The organism is Daejeonella sp., from assembly GCF_044342615.1.
Lineage (GTDB): Bacteria > Bacteroidota > Bacteroidia > Sphingobacteriales > Sphingobacteriaceae > Daejeonella.
Map to the genome: position 1 here is coordinate 1 of NZ_JBIIPN010000054.1, position 17,170 is coordinate 17,170.

At 34.4% G+C, this 17,170-nt stretch carries 17 protein-coding genes; 10 read left to right on the forward strand and 7 right to left on the reverse strand.

Annotated features, from left to right (window positions below; translation table 11 throughout):
* Positions 1 to 355 precede the first annotated feature (355 nt).
* The 7 genes from mnmA (at position 356) to ACIQ0D_RS06435 (ending at position 10,364) form a co-directional block, all read left to right on the forward strand.
* Positions 356 to 1,444 (forward strand): tRNA 2-thiouridine(34) synthase MnmA, encoded by a 1,089-nt coding sequence (gene mnmA / locus ACIQ0D_RS06405; RefSeq protein WP_395803886.1) that lies wholly within the window; start codon positions 356 to 358, stop codon positions 1,442 to 1,444.
* 139 nt (positions 1,445 to 1,583) lie between these two features.
* Positions 1,584 to 4,172 (forward strand): type I DNA topoisomerase, encoded by a 2,589-nt coding sequence (gene topA, locus ACIQ0D_RS06410; protein WP_395803888.1) that lies wholly within the window; start codon positions 1,584 to 1,586, stop codon positions 4,170 to 4,172.
* Between the two features lie 16 nt (positions 4,173 to 4,188).
* A complete protein-coding gene (locus ACIQ0D_RS06415) occupies positions 4,189 to 4,593 on the forward strand; it encodes a hypothetical protein (protein ID WP_395803890.1) in 405 nt (134 codons plus the stop codon).
* Between the two features lie 99 nt (positions 4,594 to 4,692).
* On the forward strand, positions 4,693 to 5,340 hold the full coding sequence (locus ACIQ0D_RS06420) for a YceH family protein (protein ID WP_395803892.1): 648 nt from the start codon (positions 4,693 to 4,695) through the stop codon (positions 5,338 to 5,340).
* Between the two features lie 926 nt (positions 5,341 to 6,266).
* Complete coding sequence (locus ACIQ0D_RS06425; RefSeq protein ID WP_395803894.1) at positions 6,267 to 6,992, forward strand: 3'-5' exonuclease; 726 nt, start codon at positions 6,267 to 6,269, stop codon at positions 6,990 to 6,992.
* Between the two features lie 86 nt (positions 6,993 to 7,078).
* A complete protein-coding gene (gene rnr / locus ACIQ0D_RS06430) occupies positions 7,079 to 9,211 on the forward strand; it encodes a ribonuclease R (RefSeq protein ID WP_395803896.1) in 2,133 nt (710 codons plus the stop codon).
* 181 nt (positions 9,212 to 9,392) lie between these two features.
* Complete coding sequence (locus tag ACIQ0D_RS06435) at positions 9,393 to 10,364, forward strand: polyprenyl synthetase family protein (protein WP_395803898.1); 972 nt, start codon at positions 9,393 to 9,395, stop codon at positions 10,362 to 10,364.
* A 48-nt stretch (positions 10,365 to 10,412) separates the two neighbouring features.
* Here the strand turns inward: ACIQ0D_RS06435 and rpmA are convergent, their stop codons facing one another.
* The 4 genes from rpmA to ACIQ0D_RS06455 form a co-directional block, all read right to left on the reverse strand.
* Positions 10,413 to 10,865, reverse strand: a complete 453-nt coding sequence (rpmA, locus tag ACIQ0D_RS06440) for a 50S ribosomal protein L27 (RefSeq protein ID WP_395803900.1) — start codon at positions 10,863 to 10,865, stop codon at positions 10,413 to 10,415.
* 80 nt (positions 10,866 to 10,945) lie between these two features.
* Positions 10,946 to 11,257 carry a 50S ribosomal protein L21 gene (gene rplU / locus ACIQ0D_RS06445; RefSeq protein ID WP_291401731.1) on the reverse strand — a complete coding sequence of 104 codons (312 nt, stop codon included), beginning with the start codon at positions 11,255 to 11,257 and terminating at the stop codon, positions 10,946 to 10,948.
* Between the two features lie 105 nt (positions 11,258 to 11,362).
* The gene (locus ACIQ0D_RS06450) at positions 11,363 to 11,785 is read right to left on the reverse strand and encodes a hypothetical protein (RefSeq protein WP_395803902.1); all 423 of its coding nucleotides are present in this window, start codon (positions 11,783 to 11,785) and stop codon (positions 11,363 to 11,365) included.
* 121 nt (positions 11,786 to 11,906) lie between these two features.
* Positions 11,907 to 13,325 carry a dicarboxylate/amino acid:cation symporter gene (locus ACIQ0D_RS06455; protein ID WP_395803904.1) on the reverse strand — a complete coding sequence of 473 codons (1,419 nt, stop codon included), beginning with the start codon at positions 13,323 to 13,325 and terminating at the stop codon, positions 11,907 to 11,909.
* A 65-nt stretch (positions 13,326 to 13,390) separates the two neighbouring features.
* Here ACIQ0D_RS06455 and ACIQ0D_RS06460 point away from each other — a divergent pair, with 65 nt between their 5' ends.
* Genes ACIQ0D_RS06460 through ACIQ0D_RS06470 form a run of 3 tightly spaced genes read left to right on the forward strand, consistent with a single transcriptional unit; the run spans position 13,391 to position 15,031 of the window.
* Positions 13,391 to 13,909: a hypothetical protein gene (locus ACIQ0D_RS06460; RefSeq protein WP_395803906.1), complete on the forward strand. Its 519-nt coding sequence runs from the start codon at positions 13,391 to 13,393 to the stop codon at positions 13,907 to 13,909.
* A gap of 38 nt (positions 13,910 to 13,947) precedes the next feature.
* On the forward strand, positions 13,948 to 14,442 hold the full coding sequence (locus tag ACIQ0D_RS06465) for an RNA polymerase sigma factor (RefSeq protein WP_291401739.1): 495 nt from the start codon (positions 13,948 to 13,950) through the stop codon (positions 14,440 to 14,442).
* Entirely contained in the window at positions 14,429 to 15,031 is a 603-nt protein-coding gene (locus tag ACIQ0D_RS06470; protein WP_395803908.1) for a hypothetical protein, read from the forward strand. Before ACIQ0D_RS06465 ends, ACIQ0D_RS06470 begins: the two co-directional genes overlap by 14 nt.
* A 24-nt stretch (positions 15,032 to 15,055) precedes the next feature.
* On the opposite strand, the gene ACIQ0D_RS06475 is transcribed toward ACIQ0D_RS06470, so the two are convergent.
* The 3 genes from ACIQ0D_RS06475 to ACIQ0D_RS06485 form a co-directional block, all read right to left on the reverse strand.
* A complete protein-coding gene (locus tag ACIQ0D_RS06475; RefSeq protein ID WP_395803910.1) occupies positions 15,056 to 15,733 on the reverse strand; it encodes an SGNH/GDSL hydrolase family protein in 678 nt (225 codons plus the stop codon).
* Positions 15,734 to 15,791: 58 nt separating this feature from the next.
* Positions 15,792 to 16,427: a hypothetical protein gene (locus ACIQ0D_RS06480; protein ID WP_395803912.1), complete on the reverse strand. Its 636-nt coding sequence runs from the start codon at positions 16,425 to 16,427 to the stop codon at positions 15,792 to 15,794.
* A 148-nt stretch (positions 16,428 to 16,575) separates the two neighbouring features.
* Positions 16,576 to 17,170 (reverse strand): NAD(P)/FAD-dependent oxidoreductase (locus ACIQ0D_RS06485; protein ID WP_395803914.1); only part of this gene is annotated, 595 nt, incomplete at its 5' end.

Sequence of the window (17,170 nt, forward strand, 5' to 3'; positions counted from 1 at the left end):
AAAAGAAAATCGATTTAATAAATGCGCAGCAGCTTCACGATCTGTTAATCCCGCATTTTTATATGGGAATTTAATTGCAGCTGGACTAGGTTTTATGTAGGCGGCAAACAATATCCCACAAAAAGCAAGCAAAAAGGGCAGAACAAAAATTTTAAGAATAGATTTATTCATGATTATCAGTCGATTTATATATCAGACTAATAAAGATAGCAAAGGATTAAATAGAAGGTATTATTTATTTAAATGGAATTAATTTAATCAATTATTTACTCCCACTTGACTGTACATCCACTAAATTATTTAATAAAGCCGTATCTTTGCAAAAATTTAAGAAGCATAATTCTGATATATATCAATGAGTAAAAGAGGTAGGGTTTTGGTTGCCATGAGTGGCGGAGTAGACAGTTCGGTGGCAGCAGTGATGCTTCACGAGCAGGGCTATGAAGTGATAGGCTTAACCATGAAAACCTGGGATTATGCATCTTCTGGCGGTTCATCAAAAGAAACCGGTTGTTGCAGCCTTGATAGCATAAATGATGCTCGCGCACTCGCCGTGGCATACGGTTTTCCTCATTATATTTTAGATATTAGAAGTGAATTTGGTGATTTTGTGATCGATAATTTTGTAGATGAATACCTTTCGGGAAGAACCCCAAATCCTTGTGTTTTATGTAATACACATATCAAATGGGAAGCTTTATTGAAGCGTGCTGATAAACTGGATTGCGAATTTATAGCCACTGGCCACTATGCTAATATTCGTCTTCAAGATAATGGTAGATATGTTATTTCTAAGGGGAAAGATGAGCATAAAGATCAATCCTATGTGCTTTGGGGAGTTTCACAAGAAAATCTAGCTCGTACCCAATTCCCATTAGGCAGTTTCGCGAAATCCGAAATTAGACAGATGGCCATGGATATGGGTCAGTTTGATTTGGCCAACAAATCTGAAAGTTATGAGATTTGCTTTGTTCCAGATAATGATTACCGTGCTTTCCTAAGAAATAAGGTAGAAGATCTTGATGAGCGAATCGGACCTGGAAATTTCATGCTTAGTGACGGTACCATTGCCGGAAAACATCAAGGTTATCCTTATTATACCATTGGACAGCGTAAAGGTTTAGGAGTTGCTTTTGGCCATCCCATGTTTGTAACCCGAATTTTACCTGAAAGTAATACGGTCATGCTCGGCACTATAGAAGAACTTGAGCAATCTGAAGCCCTTGTGCGAAATTTCAATTTGGTTAAGTATGAAAGCATTTCCAAGCCATTGGATGCCGTAACTAAGATTCGATACAAAGATTCTGGCGCTATGAGTACACTAATCCAAGAAGGTGATAAAATCAAAGTTAATTTCCATCATGCTGTTTCGGGTATTGCCCCCGGACAATCGGCAGTTTTTTATGAAGGGAATGATTTGCTGGGCGGAGGTTTTCTTGTATAATTTCTTGTACAGAAAAGATACACATCATAGAATTTTTTCTAAAAATTAAACAATTTTGACAAATTTGAGGCATTCTATGGCTTCCCTATTTGTCAATCCCTTTTATAATACCTTTATTTGCATATTATCACTGAATTGAATGGCTAAAAATTTACTAATCGTTGAGTCCCCGGCTAAGGCCAAAACAATCGAAGGCTACCTAGGCAAAGATTTCCTGGTAAAATCAAGTTATGGGCATATTCGCGACCTGATAAAAACGGATGATGCAATCGATGTAAGCCACAATTTTGAACAACGCTATGAAGTTCCAGCCGATAAAAAAGCGGTTGTTAATGAATTAAAGAAGTTAGCAAAAGATGCAGAAATGGTATGGCTAGCATCCGATGAGGACCGCGAGGGAGAGGCTATTTCATGGCATTTATTTGAAACTTTGGGACTTAAAGAGGATAAAACCAAGCGCATTGTTTTTCATGAGATTACTAAAAATGCCATTCTCAAAGCCATTGAAACACCAAGAACTATCGATTATAATTTAGTTTATGCACAACAAGCGCGTCGTGTTTTAGACCGACTCGTTGGTTTTGAATTATCACCAGTCCTTTGGAAAAAAGTTAAACCTTCCCTTTCTGCAGGGCGTGTACAGTCGGTTGCTGTACGTTTAATTGTTGATAGAGAGCGTGAAGTAAATAAGTTTTCTGCAACAGCCGCTTTCAAAGTTGTTGCCATATTTTATACTGATAAACAAAAGGAAGTCTTTCGTGCAGAACTACCCGAACGTTTCGAGAAAGCTCCAGAAGCAGAAAAGTTCTTAAATGACTGTATCAGTGCCATTTATACGGTAAGAAGCCTCGAAACAAGACCTACCAAGAGGAGTCCCGCCGCGCCGTTTACCACCTCTACTCTTCAACAAGAAGCGAGTAGAAAATTAGGTTTTTCGGTAGCTAGAACCATGCAGGTAGCTCAGAAATTATATGAAAGCGGAAAAATAACCTATATGCGTACCGATTCGGTAAACTTATCGGACACCGCTCTAAATGCTGCTGCAGCGGAAATAAAATCTGCTTACGGCGAAAAATATCATCAATTAAGAAAATTTAAAACTAAATCAGCAGGTGCTCAAGAAGCACACGAAGCTATTCGCCCAACCTATTTTGAACAACACAGCATTAGTGGCGATCCTTCAGAACAGCGTTTATACGATTTAATTTGGAAGCGCTCCATTGCTTCTCAAATGGCTGAAGCAAACTTTGAAAAAACAACTGCCAAAATCAGCATTTCTACACGTAGTGAAGAATTTATTGCTAATGGAGAAGTGATGAAGTTTGATGGATTCCTTAAAGTTTACATGGAGTCGAGTGATGAGGATGAAAGTGAAATCAACCTTGACGATGATAATGATAATTCTATCCTTCCTCCTCTAGCACAAGGTCAGACACTTAATTTACGTGAAATGAACGCCACAGAGCGTTATTCTCGTCCGCCAGCTCGATATACGGAAGCTAGTCTGGTAAAAAAATTAGAAGAGCTTGGCATCGGCCGACCATCAACCTATGCTCCTACCATTTCCACGATTCAAAATCGTGGTTATGTAGTTAAGGAAGAACGTGAAGGAAAACAACGTAATTTTCAAGTAATTAGCTTGAAAGATGGGCAAATTAATTCGGCAACAAAGACCGAAAATACTGGAGCAGAAAAGAATAAATTATTCCCAACCGATATTGGTGCCGTTGTAAACGATTTCTTAGTTGAACATTTCAAAGGCATTGTTGATTTTAACTTCACCGCTAAAGTGGAGAAAGAATTTGATGAGATTGCTCAGGGATTGAAAAACTGGACGGAAATGCTCCGTACATTTTATGATCCTTTCCATGTTGAAGTGGAAGCAACACTACTAAATGCCAATCGTGCTAGTGGTGAGCGTGAATTAGGCTTCGACCCTGAAACTGGTAAGAAAATATCCGTTCGTATTGGTCGCTATGGCCCATTTGTCCAAATTGGCGAATCTGCTGAAAATGAGGAAGATGAAAAGCCTAGATATGCAAGTTTGCGTTCGGGGCAAATGATTGAAAGTATCTCTCTAGAGGATGCACTAGATCTTTTCAAACTACCATTTCAATTAGACGATTATCAAGGAAAAGAATTAAGTGTTGGTGTTGGTCGCTTCGGCCCCTATATTAAATGGGGAGAAAGTTTCATTTCTCTACCTAAAGGTGAAGACCCTCTAGCAGTAAATTTAGAGCGTGCCATCGAAATTATTGATGAAAAACAATTGGCTGATGCTCCTATTGCTCATTTTGAAGGATTGCCAGTAACTAAAGGTAAAGGACGTTTCGGACCATTCATTAAATGGAATGATCTTTACATAAATGTTCCTGTGCGTTATAATTTTGATCATCTTGGTGAGGCCGAAATTAATGAGTTAATCAGCAAAAAGGTTGAAAAAGAGTCGAATCGTTTCATCCAGCAATGGCCAGCAGAAAAAATTGCATTAGAAAATGGACGCTGGGGACCATTCATTCGCTTTGGGAAGCTGATGTTGAAATTGGGTAAAAATCCAGCTACTAAAGACAAGTATACTGCAGAGGAATTAGCGGAATTGCCAATAGAAACTGTAAAAAAGCTAATTGAAGAGCAAATTCCTGATGCATTCAATGCAAAAGTGAAAAAGACAAGTAAAAAAGCACCTGCAAAGAAGAGTCCAGCGAAACGTCTTGTAAAAGCTAAATAATATTTTTTGAGTTTAAATGAAGACAGATTTACCGGAAAATATTGTTGAGCACGTTTCAATTGCTATCGTTTTAGATTCGGCAACACCAGAAGCAAAGCTTTGGAAAGTGTATTTGATCAATTTAAAAGATCAAGCCTTAGAAACAGTTTTAATCAGTTCTAAAGGTTATGGCGAAAAAGGTGGAGAAAAGATTAAAACATCTGTTTTACGCCATTCATTAGGGAATGTTGAAGCAAAATCATTTATCCAAGTTGAACTAATTGATGAACAGGTATTTGGATTAACCAACGAATATTGGTTAAGTTATTACCTGGGAAACCAAATTTATGATAAGAAATTTATCTTCGTACCAGAAAGTATTGTAGAAACTAATATGATCAGAATACCCCTCTTAAATAAAGCCGGGGTCATGATTGGCTAATCTAAAATCAATATTAATTCTTTAATTTATATCTTTAAAAGAATAATTTTATTATTTTAATTAAATTATTGATTAAGAATTCAAATTATATATTTTGAAATGGAATCAAATCAAACACTACCTATTTTAAGTGCTGAAGAGCAGCGTGTACTTGGATCCTTAATAGAAAAAAGCAGAACTACACCTGATTATTATCCAATGTCATTAAACGGGCTCCAATCTGCATGTAATCAAAAAACATCTAGATCCCCTATTGTACAATATGATGAAGAAATAATTGTCAAAACTTTAGATTCGTTAAAGAAAAAAGGATTGGTTTCAACGGTGACTGGTGGAACAGGTAGGGTTGTTAAATTCAAGCATAATTTAGGCATCGTTTTTCCATTAGTTCCTTCAGAATTATCAATTATTTGCATTTTATTACTAAGAGGCGCACAAACAGCAGGCGAATTAAATACAAATTCTGGCCGATTATACGAATTTGACTCACTTGATGAGGTTCAAAGCAGCCTTGAAAAACTTAGAGAAGGCGATGCACCATTTGTTAAAGTATTAGAGCGTCGTCCGGGACAAAAAGAGGTCCGTTATGTTCATCTTTTAGGAGATGTTCCCGAATATGTAGCAGAGCCTAGCAGCAACTTAAATACAGCATCTATGGAGATGCTAGAAAGCAGAGTTGAAACCTTAGAAAAAGAGCTCTCTGAACTTAAAGATGCTTTTAATAAGTTAATGGCAGAGCTTAGTTAAGCATTTATCCATTTTATATTAACTAATCGTACTGAAAAATGATTAGATCAATTAATCTATCCTCAAGATTTAAATATTTAATGGTTTTATTCCTAGCTATTTAAATAAAATATCTCCCAATAATTTAATTAAACATTGGTAGATATTTTCCAATCTCAATTGGAGCTTTCATTTTTTAGAAATCATTTTATTTATTGTATATTTAATGAAATAAGATTATTCTACATTAAAACGATATCAAATACAATTGCCGCATGGCAAATTAAGAATCTAAGTTTATTTAGATTTAATTCAGCTTTGCTCACTAAGCGATCTATCACCTTCATTCAAATTCATAAAAATAAACCTGAAAAATCATTTCATCAAAACGAAATTTAAAACCATCAATGAAAAATTTTAAAATATCAGAATTAGTGATTTTGGCAATCACCATATTATTAATCTTCGTTTCCGAATACTATTATCTTTTTGAGCATAATATTGAGAAAGCAATTTTTATAGGATTATGGCCACCCACTATTTTGGGATTATTAATTTATATAAACATTAAAACAAAGAAGTAAATGGAAAATTTAGATATATCAATTTTAACTTCAATTCTTGCTATCGCTTTCTTGGTATTTCTTGTGGCAACGTACAAAGACTTTAAAATAACTGATTTTAATCAAAACGACAATTCCAAGCAAGGCGAATAATTACCTAAAATTGGACAAATAAATAAATCAGTGCTTTCATTTTAAATTATAAGTCATTTTATAATTGAGTATTCTAATAAAATGAATTTATGCTAGAGTAAAAATGGAAGCCTATTCTATTTTCTTCAAATTAATAATCAAAATACGTTCACTAGGATAAAACCACCATTTACTCATTAAAATATTAAATTTGCATCGAATGTATTAGCTTAACATTCAGAAAAAATCTTTATGTTAGAAAATATTGATCTGCAACAAGTTATGGTACTGGATATTGAAACGGTACCACAATATCCATCATTTAATGAATTGCCGACAGAATTTCAGCAATTATGGGATCAAAAAACAAGGTTTCAACGTCGTGATGGTGAAACCCCAGAAGAGTTTTATGCTCGCGGAGGCATATTAGCTGAATTTGGCAAGATTATCTGTATTTCTGTCGGTATTTTCTCCACTAAAACAGAAAAGCTTAATCTTCGTGTAAAATCTTTTTATGGAGATAATGAAAGAGATGTTTTACAATTATTTATCGATCTTCTCAAAAAACAATCCGATAGCCTTATTTTATGCGCGCACAATGGAAAAGAGTTTGATTTCCCCTATTTATGCCGTAGAATGCTTATAAATGGATTGAAAATACCGGTTCAACTCAATCTTCATGGGAAGAAACCATGGGAAATCATGCATCTTGACACTATGGACTTATGGAAATTCGGAGATTTTAAAAATTATACCTCACTCAAGCTATTAGCCGCTGTTTTCGGAATCCCAAGTCCCAAAGATGACATAGATGGCAGTATGGTTAATGAGGTTTACTGGAAAGAAAATAATTTAGAGCGAATTAGAACCTATTGTGAGAAAGATGTAATCACCACAGCACGTATTTTGCTTAAATTTAAATCGGTCGCAAGCCTTCCCGACGAGCAAATTACTATTGTAAGCGAAAATTCAGCCTAAACAAAGCTGTCATTCCTATGTTATCAAATTGTTAGGAAGGCTTGTATTTATCTGCAAAGCCTTATCTTAGACCAAATCAGTAAAAAATGTCAAAAAAGAAATCAAATAGCTTTAACCTGGTACTCAACAAACTCATCACCGATGTATTTGAAAAATCAGGTAATAAGCCACTTAATTATAAACAGGTTGCTTCAAAATTAAACCTCCATGATGATGAATCAAGAGCATTAATTTTAGAGATCCTAAAAGAAGAAACAAAAAAGGGAGTATTAAACGAGCCTGAAAAGGGTAAATTTTTACTGAAGCAATTAAAAACTTTTGTAACGGGCAAGGTTGATATGACCTCCGATGGATCAGCTTATATTGTTAGTGAAGATGAATTTGAAGAAGATATTTATGTTGCGCCAAGAAAACTGCGCAATGCCCTTCATGGGGATATCGTAAAGGTTTATGTTTACGCTAAAAATAAAGGTCGTAAGAAGGATGGTGAGGTAGTTGAGATATTACAAAGAGCAAAAATGGATTTTACAGGTATTGTAAATCTATCCGATCGCTTTGCATTTTTCATTCCTGATGATCGTAAAATGCTTCACGATATCTTTATCCCAATTGATAGCTTGAAGGGTGCAAAAGATAAGGATAAAGCCATTGCCAGAATTGTAGATTGGCCTGAGGATGCAAAAAACCCAATCGGTCAGATCACGCATGTTTTAGGAAAACAAGGTGAAAATAATGCTGAAATGAATGCCATTTTAGTAGATTATGGCTTCCCTTTGGCTTTTCCAGATGAGGTTGAAAAGCAAGCGGAAGCTATTGAAGAAATTATCTCTGCAGATGAAATTGCTAAGAGAAGAGATTTCAGAAATGTTCTAACTTTCACCATCGACCCAATTGATGCAAAAGATTTTGATGATGCAATTTCATTCAGAAAGCTTGATAATGGCCATGTTGAGGTTGGAGTACATATTGCTGACGTATCTCATTATGTAAAACAAGGAACAGCACTTGATAAAGAAGCTTTTGAAAGAGGGACTTCAGTTTATCTAGTGGATAGAGTGATTCCTATGCTGCCTGAGCGACTTTCAAACGGCTTGTGTTCATTAAGGCCGAATGAGGACAAATTGTGTTTCTCGGCCGTATTTGAGCTTGATAATGAAGCTAATGTAATTGAGCAATGGTTTGGCCGGACAATCATTCACTCTGACACTCGATTTAGTTATGAAGATGCTCAAGAAATTTTAGAGAATAAAAGCGGCAAACACAGTGAGGAGCTTCTAAAATTAAATGAATTAGCCTATATCTTAAGAGAACGAAAGTTCAAACATGGAGCCATTAGCTTTGAAAGTGTTGAAATTAAATTTCGATTAGATGATCAAGGTAAACCTTTAGGTGTTTACGCCAAGGAGCGTAAAGATGCCCATAAACTTATTGAAGATTTCATGTTGCTTGCTAATAAAAAAGTCGCAGAATTTATAGCAAAAAAAGGCAAAGGAAAGCAAAAACTGACTTTTGTATATCGTTCGCATGATTCACCGAAAGAAGATGCCTTATTAAATTTTTCACAATTTGCGATGAAATTCGGCTATAAAATTGACACTAGCTCAGGTAGAGAAACCGCCAAATCACTCAATTTTTTAATGGCCGATGTAGAAGGTAAGAAAGAGCAAAATGTATTAACGCAACTGGCAATAAGGTCTATGGCTAAGGCGGTTTATACCACAAAAAAACATAGTCATTATGGCTTAGCATTCGATTATTATACCCATTTCACCTCTCCTATTCGCCGTTATCCGGATGTAATGGTTCACCGACTTTTAGAACTTTACCTTGCCGGTGGAAAAACCGTTTCTGAAGAAGAGTATGAGAAATACTCCATGCACTCATCACAAATGGAGAAAAAAGCTGCCGATGCAGAACGTGCTTCAGTAAAATATAAACAAGCAGAATTTCTTCAGAGTAATATTGGAATGGAGTATAATGGTATCATCTCTGGACTTACAGAATGGGGAATGTATGTTGAAATTATCGAGAATAAATGCGAGGGAATGATTCGTTTGCGCGATTTAAATGATGATTTTTATGTATTAGATGAGAAAAACTATTGCATTATTGGACAAAGACGTAAAAAGAAATATCAACTCGGCGATGAAGTGAAAATATTGGTTAAAAAGGTTGATCTAGCTAAAAGACAGATAGATTTTAGTTTAATTCGCGAGTAATGAATATTAAATATTAAAACAACATAAAAACCGGTTCTATCTAAAGAGTCGGTTTTTTTGATTAAAAATCTCAATAAATAAAACAATAATTTGCTTGTAACACTTCACATTAGTATATTTCTTTCTTATAAAAACAGATGAGGTATTTTTACTAATTTTGTTATAATCCTATACCTAACAAATGCATTCAATAGAACAACTCCAAGGCCTAATTAACAAGGCAATAAACGATACAAAATACACTGAAGAACCAGTCGAGCTTTATGAACCCATTAGCTATTTGATGCAATTAGGTGGGAAAAGAATGCGTCCTGTATTAGTTTTAGTATCTACGGAACTGTTTGGAGGTCAGGTTGAAAAGGCCCTAGATGCTGCAATTGGTATTGAGATCTTCCATAATTTCACTCTTATGCATGATGATATCATGGATAAGGCTCCGATTAGACGAGGCAAAGCAACTGTTCATGTAAAATGGAATGAAAGTGCTGCAATTTTATCTGGTGATGTGATGTTTGTTGAAGCCTACAAACTTATGATTAAGGTGGAGGATTCCATTTTAAGAGATGTATTAGCTATATTCAGTGACACCGCTTCTGGAGTCTGCCAAGGTCAACAAGCCGACATGAATTTTGAAAGCAGAAATGATGTTAGTCTGGCAGAATATCTAGAAATGATCCGACAAAAAACGGCTGTATTACTTGCTGGGAGCATGCAAATTGGTGCCCTGATTGGTGGAGCTCCAAAAGATCAGGCAGAATTATTATATGAATTTGGTGAAAATTTAGGTTTAGCCTTTCAGTTACAAGATGACATTTTGGACGTTTATGGAGATCCAGAAAAATTCGGAAAACAGGTTGGTGGAGATATACTTTCAAACAAAAAAACCTTCATGCTTATTAAGGCAAAGGAATTGGCTACTGGTAATATTGCAGACGAGTTAAATCAATGGATAGAAAGAAATGATAATCCTACAGCTAAGGTTGAGGCTATTACAAATATTTATAATCAATTGAAAGTTAGGAAACTAGCTGAAAGTGTAATGGAAGACTATGTTCAAACGGCACTTGATGCTTTAGCTAAGATTGAAGTTGAAAGCAACAAAAAGAACCTTTTAAGAGGTTTTTCGGAGCAATTATTAATTAGAGAGCAATAAAAAAAGCCCTAATTTTCATTAGGGCTTTCATCAAATTATATTTTAATATTATGCTTCTTCTGAAGGAGCAGCGCTATCATCAGCTTTCTTCTTTGCAGCTGGCTTTGCAGCAGCTTTAGGTGCAGCTGGTTTAGCAGCAGCTTTCTTTGCCGCTGGTTTTGCCGGAGCTTCTTCAGTTGCAACAGCTTCAGCCTTTGGAGCAGCAGCTTTCTTTACTTTTGCAGGTGCTGCATCTTCAACAACAACAGCTCTTGGAATGATAGAAACATATGATTTATCATCAGATTTCTTTCTGAAAAATACAGTACCATCAATTAAAGCAAATAATGTATGGTCTTTTCCAATTCCAACATTTTTATCAGGATGGTGTTTTGTACCGCGCTGACGCACGATAATGTTTCCTGCAATTGCAGCCTGACCACCGAAGATCTTAATACCTAAACGTTTGCTATGCGACTCGCGTCCGTTTCTGGAACTACCGGCTCCTTTTTTATGTGCCATTTTATTTTCTTATTTATGAATTGATAAACAACTCAGGATTTTAAACTTTAGACAAATTGATTTACGAAAAATCGTAAAACTTATAGAGTAATTTTAGTAATCTCTATTTTAGTGAACTGCTGACGGTGTCCGTTTTTCTTCTTGTAGCCCTTACGACGCTTCTTTTTGAAAACGATCACTTTATCACCTTTTAAATGAGACAGTATTTTAGCAGTAACTTTAGCACCCTTCAATGCATCAGCACCGATAGAGAATTTACCATTGTTCTCAGCTAATAATACGTTGTCAAATTCAATACTAGCGCCTTCTTCTCCTTGTAACCTGTGTACAAAAAGATATTGGTCTTTAGCAACTTTAAATTGCTGTCCGGCTATATTTACTATTGCGTACATTATTAATATATTTTTTTAAATGAGGTGCAAATATAAGGAATTATTTTAAATAATAAAAGGCTTTTAAAAATCTGTATAATAAATATGATGTTCTAAAGTCCCAATTTATTCCAGATCCCGATCTCTTACATCACTAATCATATTAGTAACCTCTGTAATTAGGTTTTTTACAGCATCATTTAACTTTGGATCTTTCTTATACCCAGTGTCAAAATTTATAAACTTTGTTTTGTCCTTATATTTAAATTCTAAATAATAGTGTGGGAGTTTCGCAGATTGTCCATCAGTATTCTCTCCTACTATTTGTTCCGGAAAATTCCAAAATCCTAATTCTGCTGCTTTTCTATGTAAATACAAGAAATCATCTTTACGAAGTTTTACTTTAGTTTTCACCAATGAATCTCTACTATTTACGTATTGATAATATCCTGTCTTTGAATCATATTGATTCACCAAACTATCCCCTAAGCCGTATTTGAAGCTAATTGACTCGAAATCAGAAAACCGATAAGGAGCGTTCTTAACCATGATGGAATAATAATAAACCATATAAATTAGAAACGGTAATATAATACAAACACCTAAAAATATCTTTTTCCCTTTATCACTCATCTTTTTTAATATATAGACAGATTGAAATTCTTTTAATTTAATGTTTCTCTATTTGATCTTCCAATTTATGGATTCTATTTTCATTTGGTTCTTCCAAATCATCTACTGGCGGATTAAATTCACCTTCCCACTTCGCAATAACAACAGTTGCAAGGCAATTTCCAATAACATTTACTGATGTTCTAGCCATGTCCATCAACTCATCAATACCTAAAATGATAAAAATTGGCCAAACTGGCATTCCGAAAGAAGCAGCAGTACCTAAAAGTATTACTAAAGAAGCACGTGGCACTCCTGCAACCCCCTTACTGGTAAGCATTAAGGTAAATACAATCAATAACTGTTGTCCGAAAGTTAAAGGCATACCAGCTGCTTGAGCCACAAATATTGCTGCTAGAGCTAAATAAAGCGTAGTTCCATCTAAATTAAAACTATATCCAGTTGGCATAACAAAAGCAACAATTTTACGAGGAACACCAATTCTTTCCATGGCTTCCATAGCTCTAGGAAGAGCGGCTTCAGAGCTAGTAGTAGCAAAAGCTATTGAAACAGGCTCAGCAATGGCCTGAAGGAATTTCTTGATAGGCAACTTAATTATTAAGGCAATCGGCAATAAAATACCTACTAAAAATACTATGAGAGCAACATAAAGAGTCAATAGTAATTGGAATAGATTTACCAAAATACCTAAACCCATATGACCAACAGTATAAGCAATGGCAGCACCTACCCCTATTGGAGCGAAATACATAATGATATTAGTAAACTTAAACATCACCTCTGAGAGACTCTCAGTTGCTTTTAACATTGGCTGACGTTTATCTTCACGAACCATTGCCAATGCAATACCAAATATGATACTGAAAATAACAATTTGTAAAACCTGACCTTCAGCAATTGATTTTGCAATATTCTCAGGGAAAATATGCAAAATAATATCATTAAATGTTTGTGGAGCAACCTTTTCAAGCTCCTCATGTGCACCTGGAGGAAGTTTAATGCCCATTCCAGCCTTCGAAATATTAATCGCTGCTAAGCCAATAAACAAGGCTATGGTAGTCACAACTTCAAAATAAAGTATTGATTTCCAACCCATTCTACCAACTTGCTTTAAATCCGAATGTCCTGCAATTCCAAAAACAAGAGTTGCAAACAATAATGGAGCGATAATGGTTTTAATCATTTTTAAGAATACCTTACTTAAAACTTGAAGCTTCACTCCTATTTCTGGAAAGTCATTTCCAATTTCGGCACCTACAACCATTGAGATTAATATCCAAGTGGTAAGCGACTTCTTTTTAAGTCCGTATAAGAATAATCCAGCAATAGCTAGCCACCTAGAGAACATAAGTGCTACTTCAGGAATAGCAATAATATTATAATGATCTAAGAAAGTAAGTAATGCAGAAAATGTGACTGCAATTAATGCAACGATTCCAAAATTTTTAAATTTCATAATATATGGTTGGCGTAATGAACAAAAGTAATTAATTAGATTTACCAAGCAAACGAAACAAGCACATGAAGCCAGAAAAATTAAGTGATTTTAAAAAAACATTATCGCGACTTAACACTTCGGAGCTAACAGAAATTTGTTTAAGGCTTGCTAAATATAAAAAGGAAAACAAAGAATTGCTCAATTATCTGCTTTTTGATGCACAGGAGCCAATGAAATATGCTGAAGATGTAAAAATATTCTTGACTGCAGATTTCGAAAGTATGCAGAGGCATTATTTCTACAGCACAAAAAGCCTAAGAAAAATTATTCGATTATTGAACCGATATGCCAAATATACCGGCTCAAAGCAGGTGGAAATTGAATTATCCATATGGTTTTGCAACAATTATCTCAATTATGTAGATTTAAAAACTAGCCATAAACCATTGCAAGCCTTATTAAATCGACAATTTGAAAAAATTATCAAATTAATGGATAAACTCCATGAAGATCTTCAATTTGATTATCAACAAGAATTCGAACAATTGATAATTAATGCCGAAAAAAAGGCAAAATGGATTAATAAAAACGAATATTTGTAACAAAAAAATCGAATTTCAATCTAAGAGAAAAATAAGGTTTGAGCAAAGAGTCGCTTTTTAAGGAAATTTTTGAGGCCAACTCCAAAAAGATATATCATTTATGTTATGGATATACTGGAGATGATGAATCGGCGAATGACCTCATGCAAGAAACCTTTATGAAGGTCTGGCAAAATCTTGATAAATTCAGAAATCAAGCATTAATTTCTACTTGGATTTATCGTATTGCTGTAAATACTTGTCTTTCCTATTTGCGCGTTGAAAAAAGGCATCCTAAAGACGAGCTCACCGATAATATTATAGAGACAAAAGGCGAAGAGATCTCAGAAAAAAACGAGCAAATTTCTTCTTTATATAAATGTATTGCTCAACTAGAGGAAAATGAGCGTATCATCATCACCATGGTATTAGATGAGCTACCATATGCTGAAATTGCGGCAATATCAGGCATATCCGAGGGAAACCTTCGAGTGAAGATTCATCGTATAAAACAAAAACTGACTGAAATTTATAATAAGTATGAAAGATTTTGAAGCATTGAAAGTTATCTGGCATAACCAGATTACGCTGCCGAAAGTCAGTCACGAAGATGTATTTAAAAAAATACGAAAAGCAAAAAATGGGCTGGCCAGAAGGCTGCTGATTGAAATTATTGGCATGTGCATCGCTACAACAGCAATCTTATCTGTTTGGTGGATTATTCCATTTACTATGTGGACCACCCATCTGGCCATGATCATATTTTTAGCGTGTTGCCTATATTATATAATTACGATAATTGGTAATTACCAGCAAATAAACTATGATAAACTAATAAATAAACCTGAAGATTATATTAATTATTTAAAAGCATATAAAGAAAAAAGGTATGTATTAAACACCCAAAAATACAGGCTTTACTCCATCTTTTTGAGCCTAGGTTTTTTACTTTATTTTATTGAAATCTCCTTTTTAATGCCAATTTGGCTAACAACTTTAGCTTTGGTGCTTACATTCTCTTGGATAGCTTATTCTTATTTTGTATTAATGAGAATTTATATCAAAAAAGAGGAATCTAAACTAGAAGGCATGATTCATAATCTGGAGCGAATACAAAAGCAATTTGAGGATAATGATTTGTAGATTTTTTAATTAATCTATATATACTTATTTAGATATTAGCTCTATATATTTAATTAGTTCACCTGCAATATTTTTCATACCAACATCTCCAGGATGATTTGCTACACCTTGATTAGAGATTTTTATTTTAGACCCATCTACAGAAGTAGTAATAGCACCTATTTCAGAAAGATTTTCTTTCGTATCTAACTGAGAAAGTGGCACAAATGTTATTTCATTAGCCACTGCACCGTTCTTTAAAATGTCATCTATAGCTTTATTTGTCCAAAATGTTCCAGTAATTAAAATCTTTGATTTAGGAGCTTTTGATTTTATATAGTTTATAAGAGTTTGTAACGATTTATCAAAACCAGATGGGTTATTCACATTTTCACCCAGTCTAATAATCACCAAATCTGGAATATTTACAAAATATTTATCGTAATCACTTAAATTAAATGTTTGATGAGAACCTTCCCAAGCTGATATATTAACAGGAGTTACATTACTATTAAGCTTAGATGCCATGATGTTTACATAATCATTTTCCTTTGAAGATGCAGCCATCCCATAATTTCCAAACCATCCAACTGATGAATTAGGAGGATGTATTGTAATACTATTGCCGAAAACAAGGATGTTTTTAAAACTTAGCAGAATAGGTTCTGTATTCTTACATGCCGATATTATTAGCAATAAAAATAAAACAATTATTCTATTCATATGATAATGAATTTAATATTTAAGTATAGATAATTAATTTAAGATAAATTAAATTTCTTTAATTATTCTTTTTATCATTTAAATTATCCTCTTTTAACTCCTTGTATTGAAAATTATTATTTCTCAAAACATATTCAATTTTACGAATCTCTCCAGTTTTTGTGCCTGTTGAATCATTCTTATTGTAAACTGGAAATTGACGCAATAATTTACCATCCTTTATATAAACGGAGTCGTTTCCACGGTAACCTTCATTTAATGAGGAACTTAATTCAGGGAAACGTAATTGTTGATTAGAACCATTATCAGCATATTCATAAATATACATGCTCAAATAGGAACCCTTTCCCTCTCCTTTTGCATGAATATATAATTCGGGATTACCATCTGAATCGAGATCCATATCCCACGCATCCATTATTTTACCATCTAGCTCGCCTGCAACAGATCGATAATTTAACTGTGTGGAGTCGGATCTCAATATTAAATATCCTCCTACCGAATTAGAACCTCGTCCCCAACTAACAATATCCAACGTTAATCCCGGTCTAACTTCAATAGCTTTATGAAAACGAAAAGGTTGCATTATCTTCTTCACAATAGGCTTTACTTCCTCCTTAGGCTCTTCAGTTCCACAGCCAAATAATAACACAATTACTAAAAATAACAGGGGAAAAAACGATTTTAAATTCATTGTCTGCTTTTTATATTATGGTTTAGGATGTTAAACAAATTTAACAATTTAATTTATCCTAAATAATGATATTGAACAAACAGAATTTTTGATTAAAAAAAATGCCCCTAAAAAAAGGGGCATTAGAAATCAATAAATTGAAAATATATTAATGATCTTCCTTTGCGGCTAAATAGCGTTCAGCTTCTAAGGCTGCCATACAACCTGTTCCTGCGGCTGTAATTGCTTGACGCCATAATTTATCTTGAGCATCGCCACAAGCGAAAACACCCTCAATGTTTGTTTTTGTACTATCAGACTTGGTTATTAAATAACCAGTTTCATCCATATCCAACCAACCTTTAAAAATTTCTGTATTTGGATTATGACCAATAGCCACAAAAAATCCGCTTACATCAATTGTTTTTTCTTCGCCAGTTTTATTATTTGACACCAAAATACCTGTAACATTTTTACCATTCCCAAGAATTTCTTTCGTATCAGTATTATAATGAATCTCAATATTTGGTGTGTTTAACACTCTATTTTGCATTGCCTTTGATGCTCTAAATTCATCTCTACGGACAAGCATATGAACTTTATTACAAAGTTTTGCAAGGTATGTAGCTTCTTCAGCCGCTGTATCGCCGGCACCTACAATTGCAACATCCTGACCTTTAAAAAAGAATCCGTCGCAAACCGCACAAGCTGAAACACCAAAACCATTGTATTTTTGCTCACTTTCTAGTCCCAACCACTTTGCA

Excerpts from the sequence above, each read along its gene's own strand:
- ACIQ0D_RS06420 (WP_395803892.1), top strand. The coding sequence starts at position 4,693 with ATGGAATCAAATCAAACACTACCTATTTTAAGTGCTGAAGAGCAGCGT.
- rnr (WP_395803896.1), top strand. The coding sequence starts at position 7,079 with ATGTCAAAAAAGAAATCAAATAGCTTTAACCTGGTACTCAACAAACTC.
- topA (WP_395803888.1), top strand. The coding sequence starts at position 1,584 with ATGGCTAAAAATTTACTAATCGTTGAGTCCCCGGCTAAGGCCAAAACA.
- mnmA (WP_395803886.1), top strand. The coding sequence starts at position 356 with ATGAGTAAAAGAGGTAGGGTTTTGGTTGCCATGAGTGGCGGAGTAGAC.
- ACIQ0D_RS06425 (WP_395803894.1), top strand. The coding sequence starts at position 6,267 with ATGTTAGAAAATATTGATCTGCAACAAGTTATGGTACTGGATATTGAA.
- ACIQ0D_RS06435 (WP_395803898.1), top strand. The coding sequence starts at position 9,393 with ATGCATTCAATAGAACAACTCCAAGGCCTAATTAACAAGGCAATAAAC.
- rpmA (WP_395803900.1), bottom strand. The coding sequence starts at position 10,865 with ATGGCACATAAAAAAGGAGCCGGTAGTTCCAGAAACGGACGCGAGTCG.
- ACIQ0D_RS06475 (WP_395803910.1), bottom strand. The coding sequence starts at position 15,733 with ATGAATAGAATAATTGTTTTATTTTTATTGCTAATAATATCGGCATGT.
- ACIQ0D_RS06480 (WP_395803912.1), bottom strand. The coding sequence starts at position 16,427 with ATGAATTTAAAATCGTTTTTTCCCCTGTTATTTTTAGTAATTGTGTTA.
- rplU (WP_291401731.1), bottom strand. The coding sequence starts at position 11,257 with ATGTACGCAATAGTAAATATAGCCGGACAGCAATTTAAAGTTGCTAAA.
- ACIQ0D_RS06470 (WP_395803908.1), top strand. The coding sequence starts at position 14,429 with ATGAAAGATTTTGAAGCATTGAAAGTTATCTGGCATAACCAGATTACG.
- ACIQ0D_RS06415 (WP_395803890.1), top strand. The coding sequence starts at position 4,189 with ATGAAGACAGATTTACCGGAAAATATTGTTGAGCACGTTTCAATTGCT.
- ACIQ0D_RS06450 (WP_395803902.1), bottom strand. The coding sequence starts at position 11,785 with ATGGTTAAGAACGCTCCTTATCGGTTTTCTGATTTCGAGTCAATTAGC.
- ACIQ0D_RS06455 (WP_395803904.1), bottom strand. The coding sequence starts at position 13,325 with ATGAAATTTAAAAATTTTGGAATCGTTGCATTAATTGCAGTCACATTT.
- ACIQ0D_RS06460 (WP_395803906.1), top strand. The coding sequence starts at position 13,391 with ATGAAGCCAGAAAAATTAAGTGATTTTAAAAAAACATTATCGCGACTT.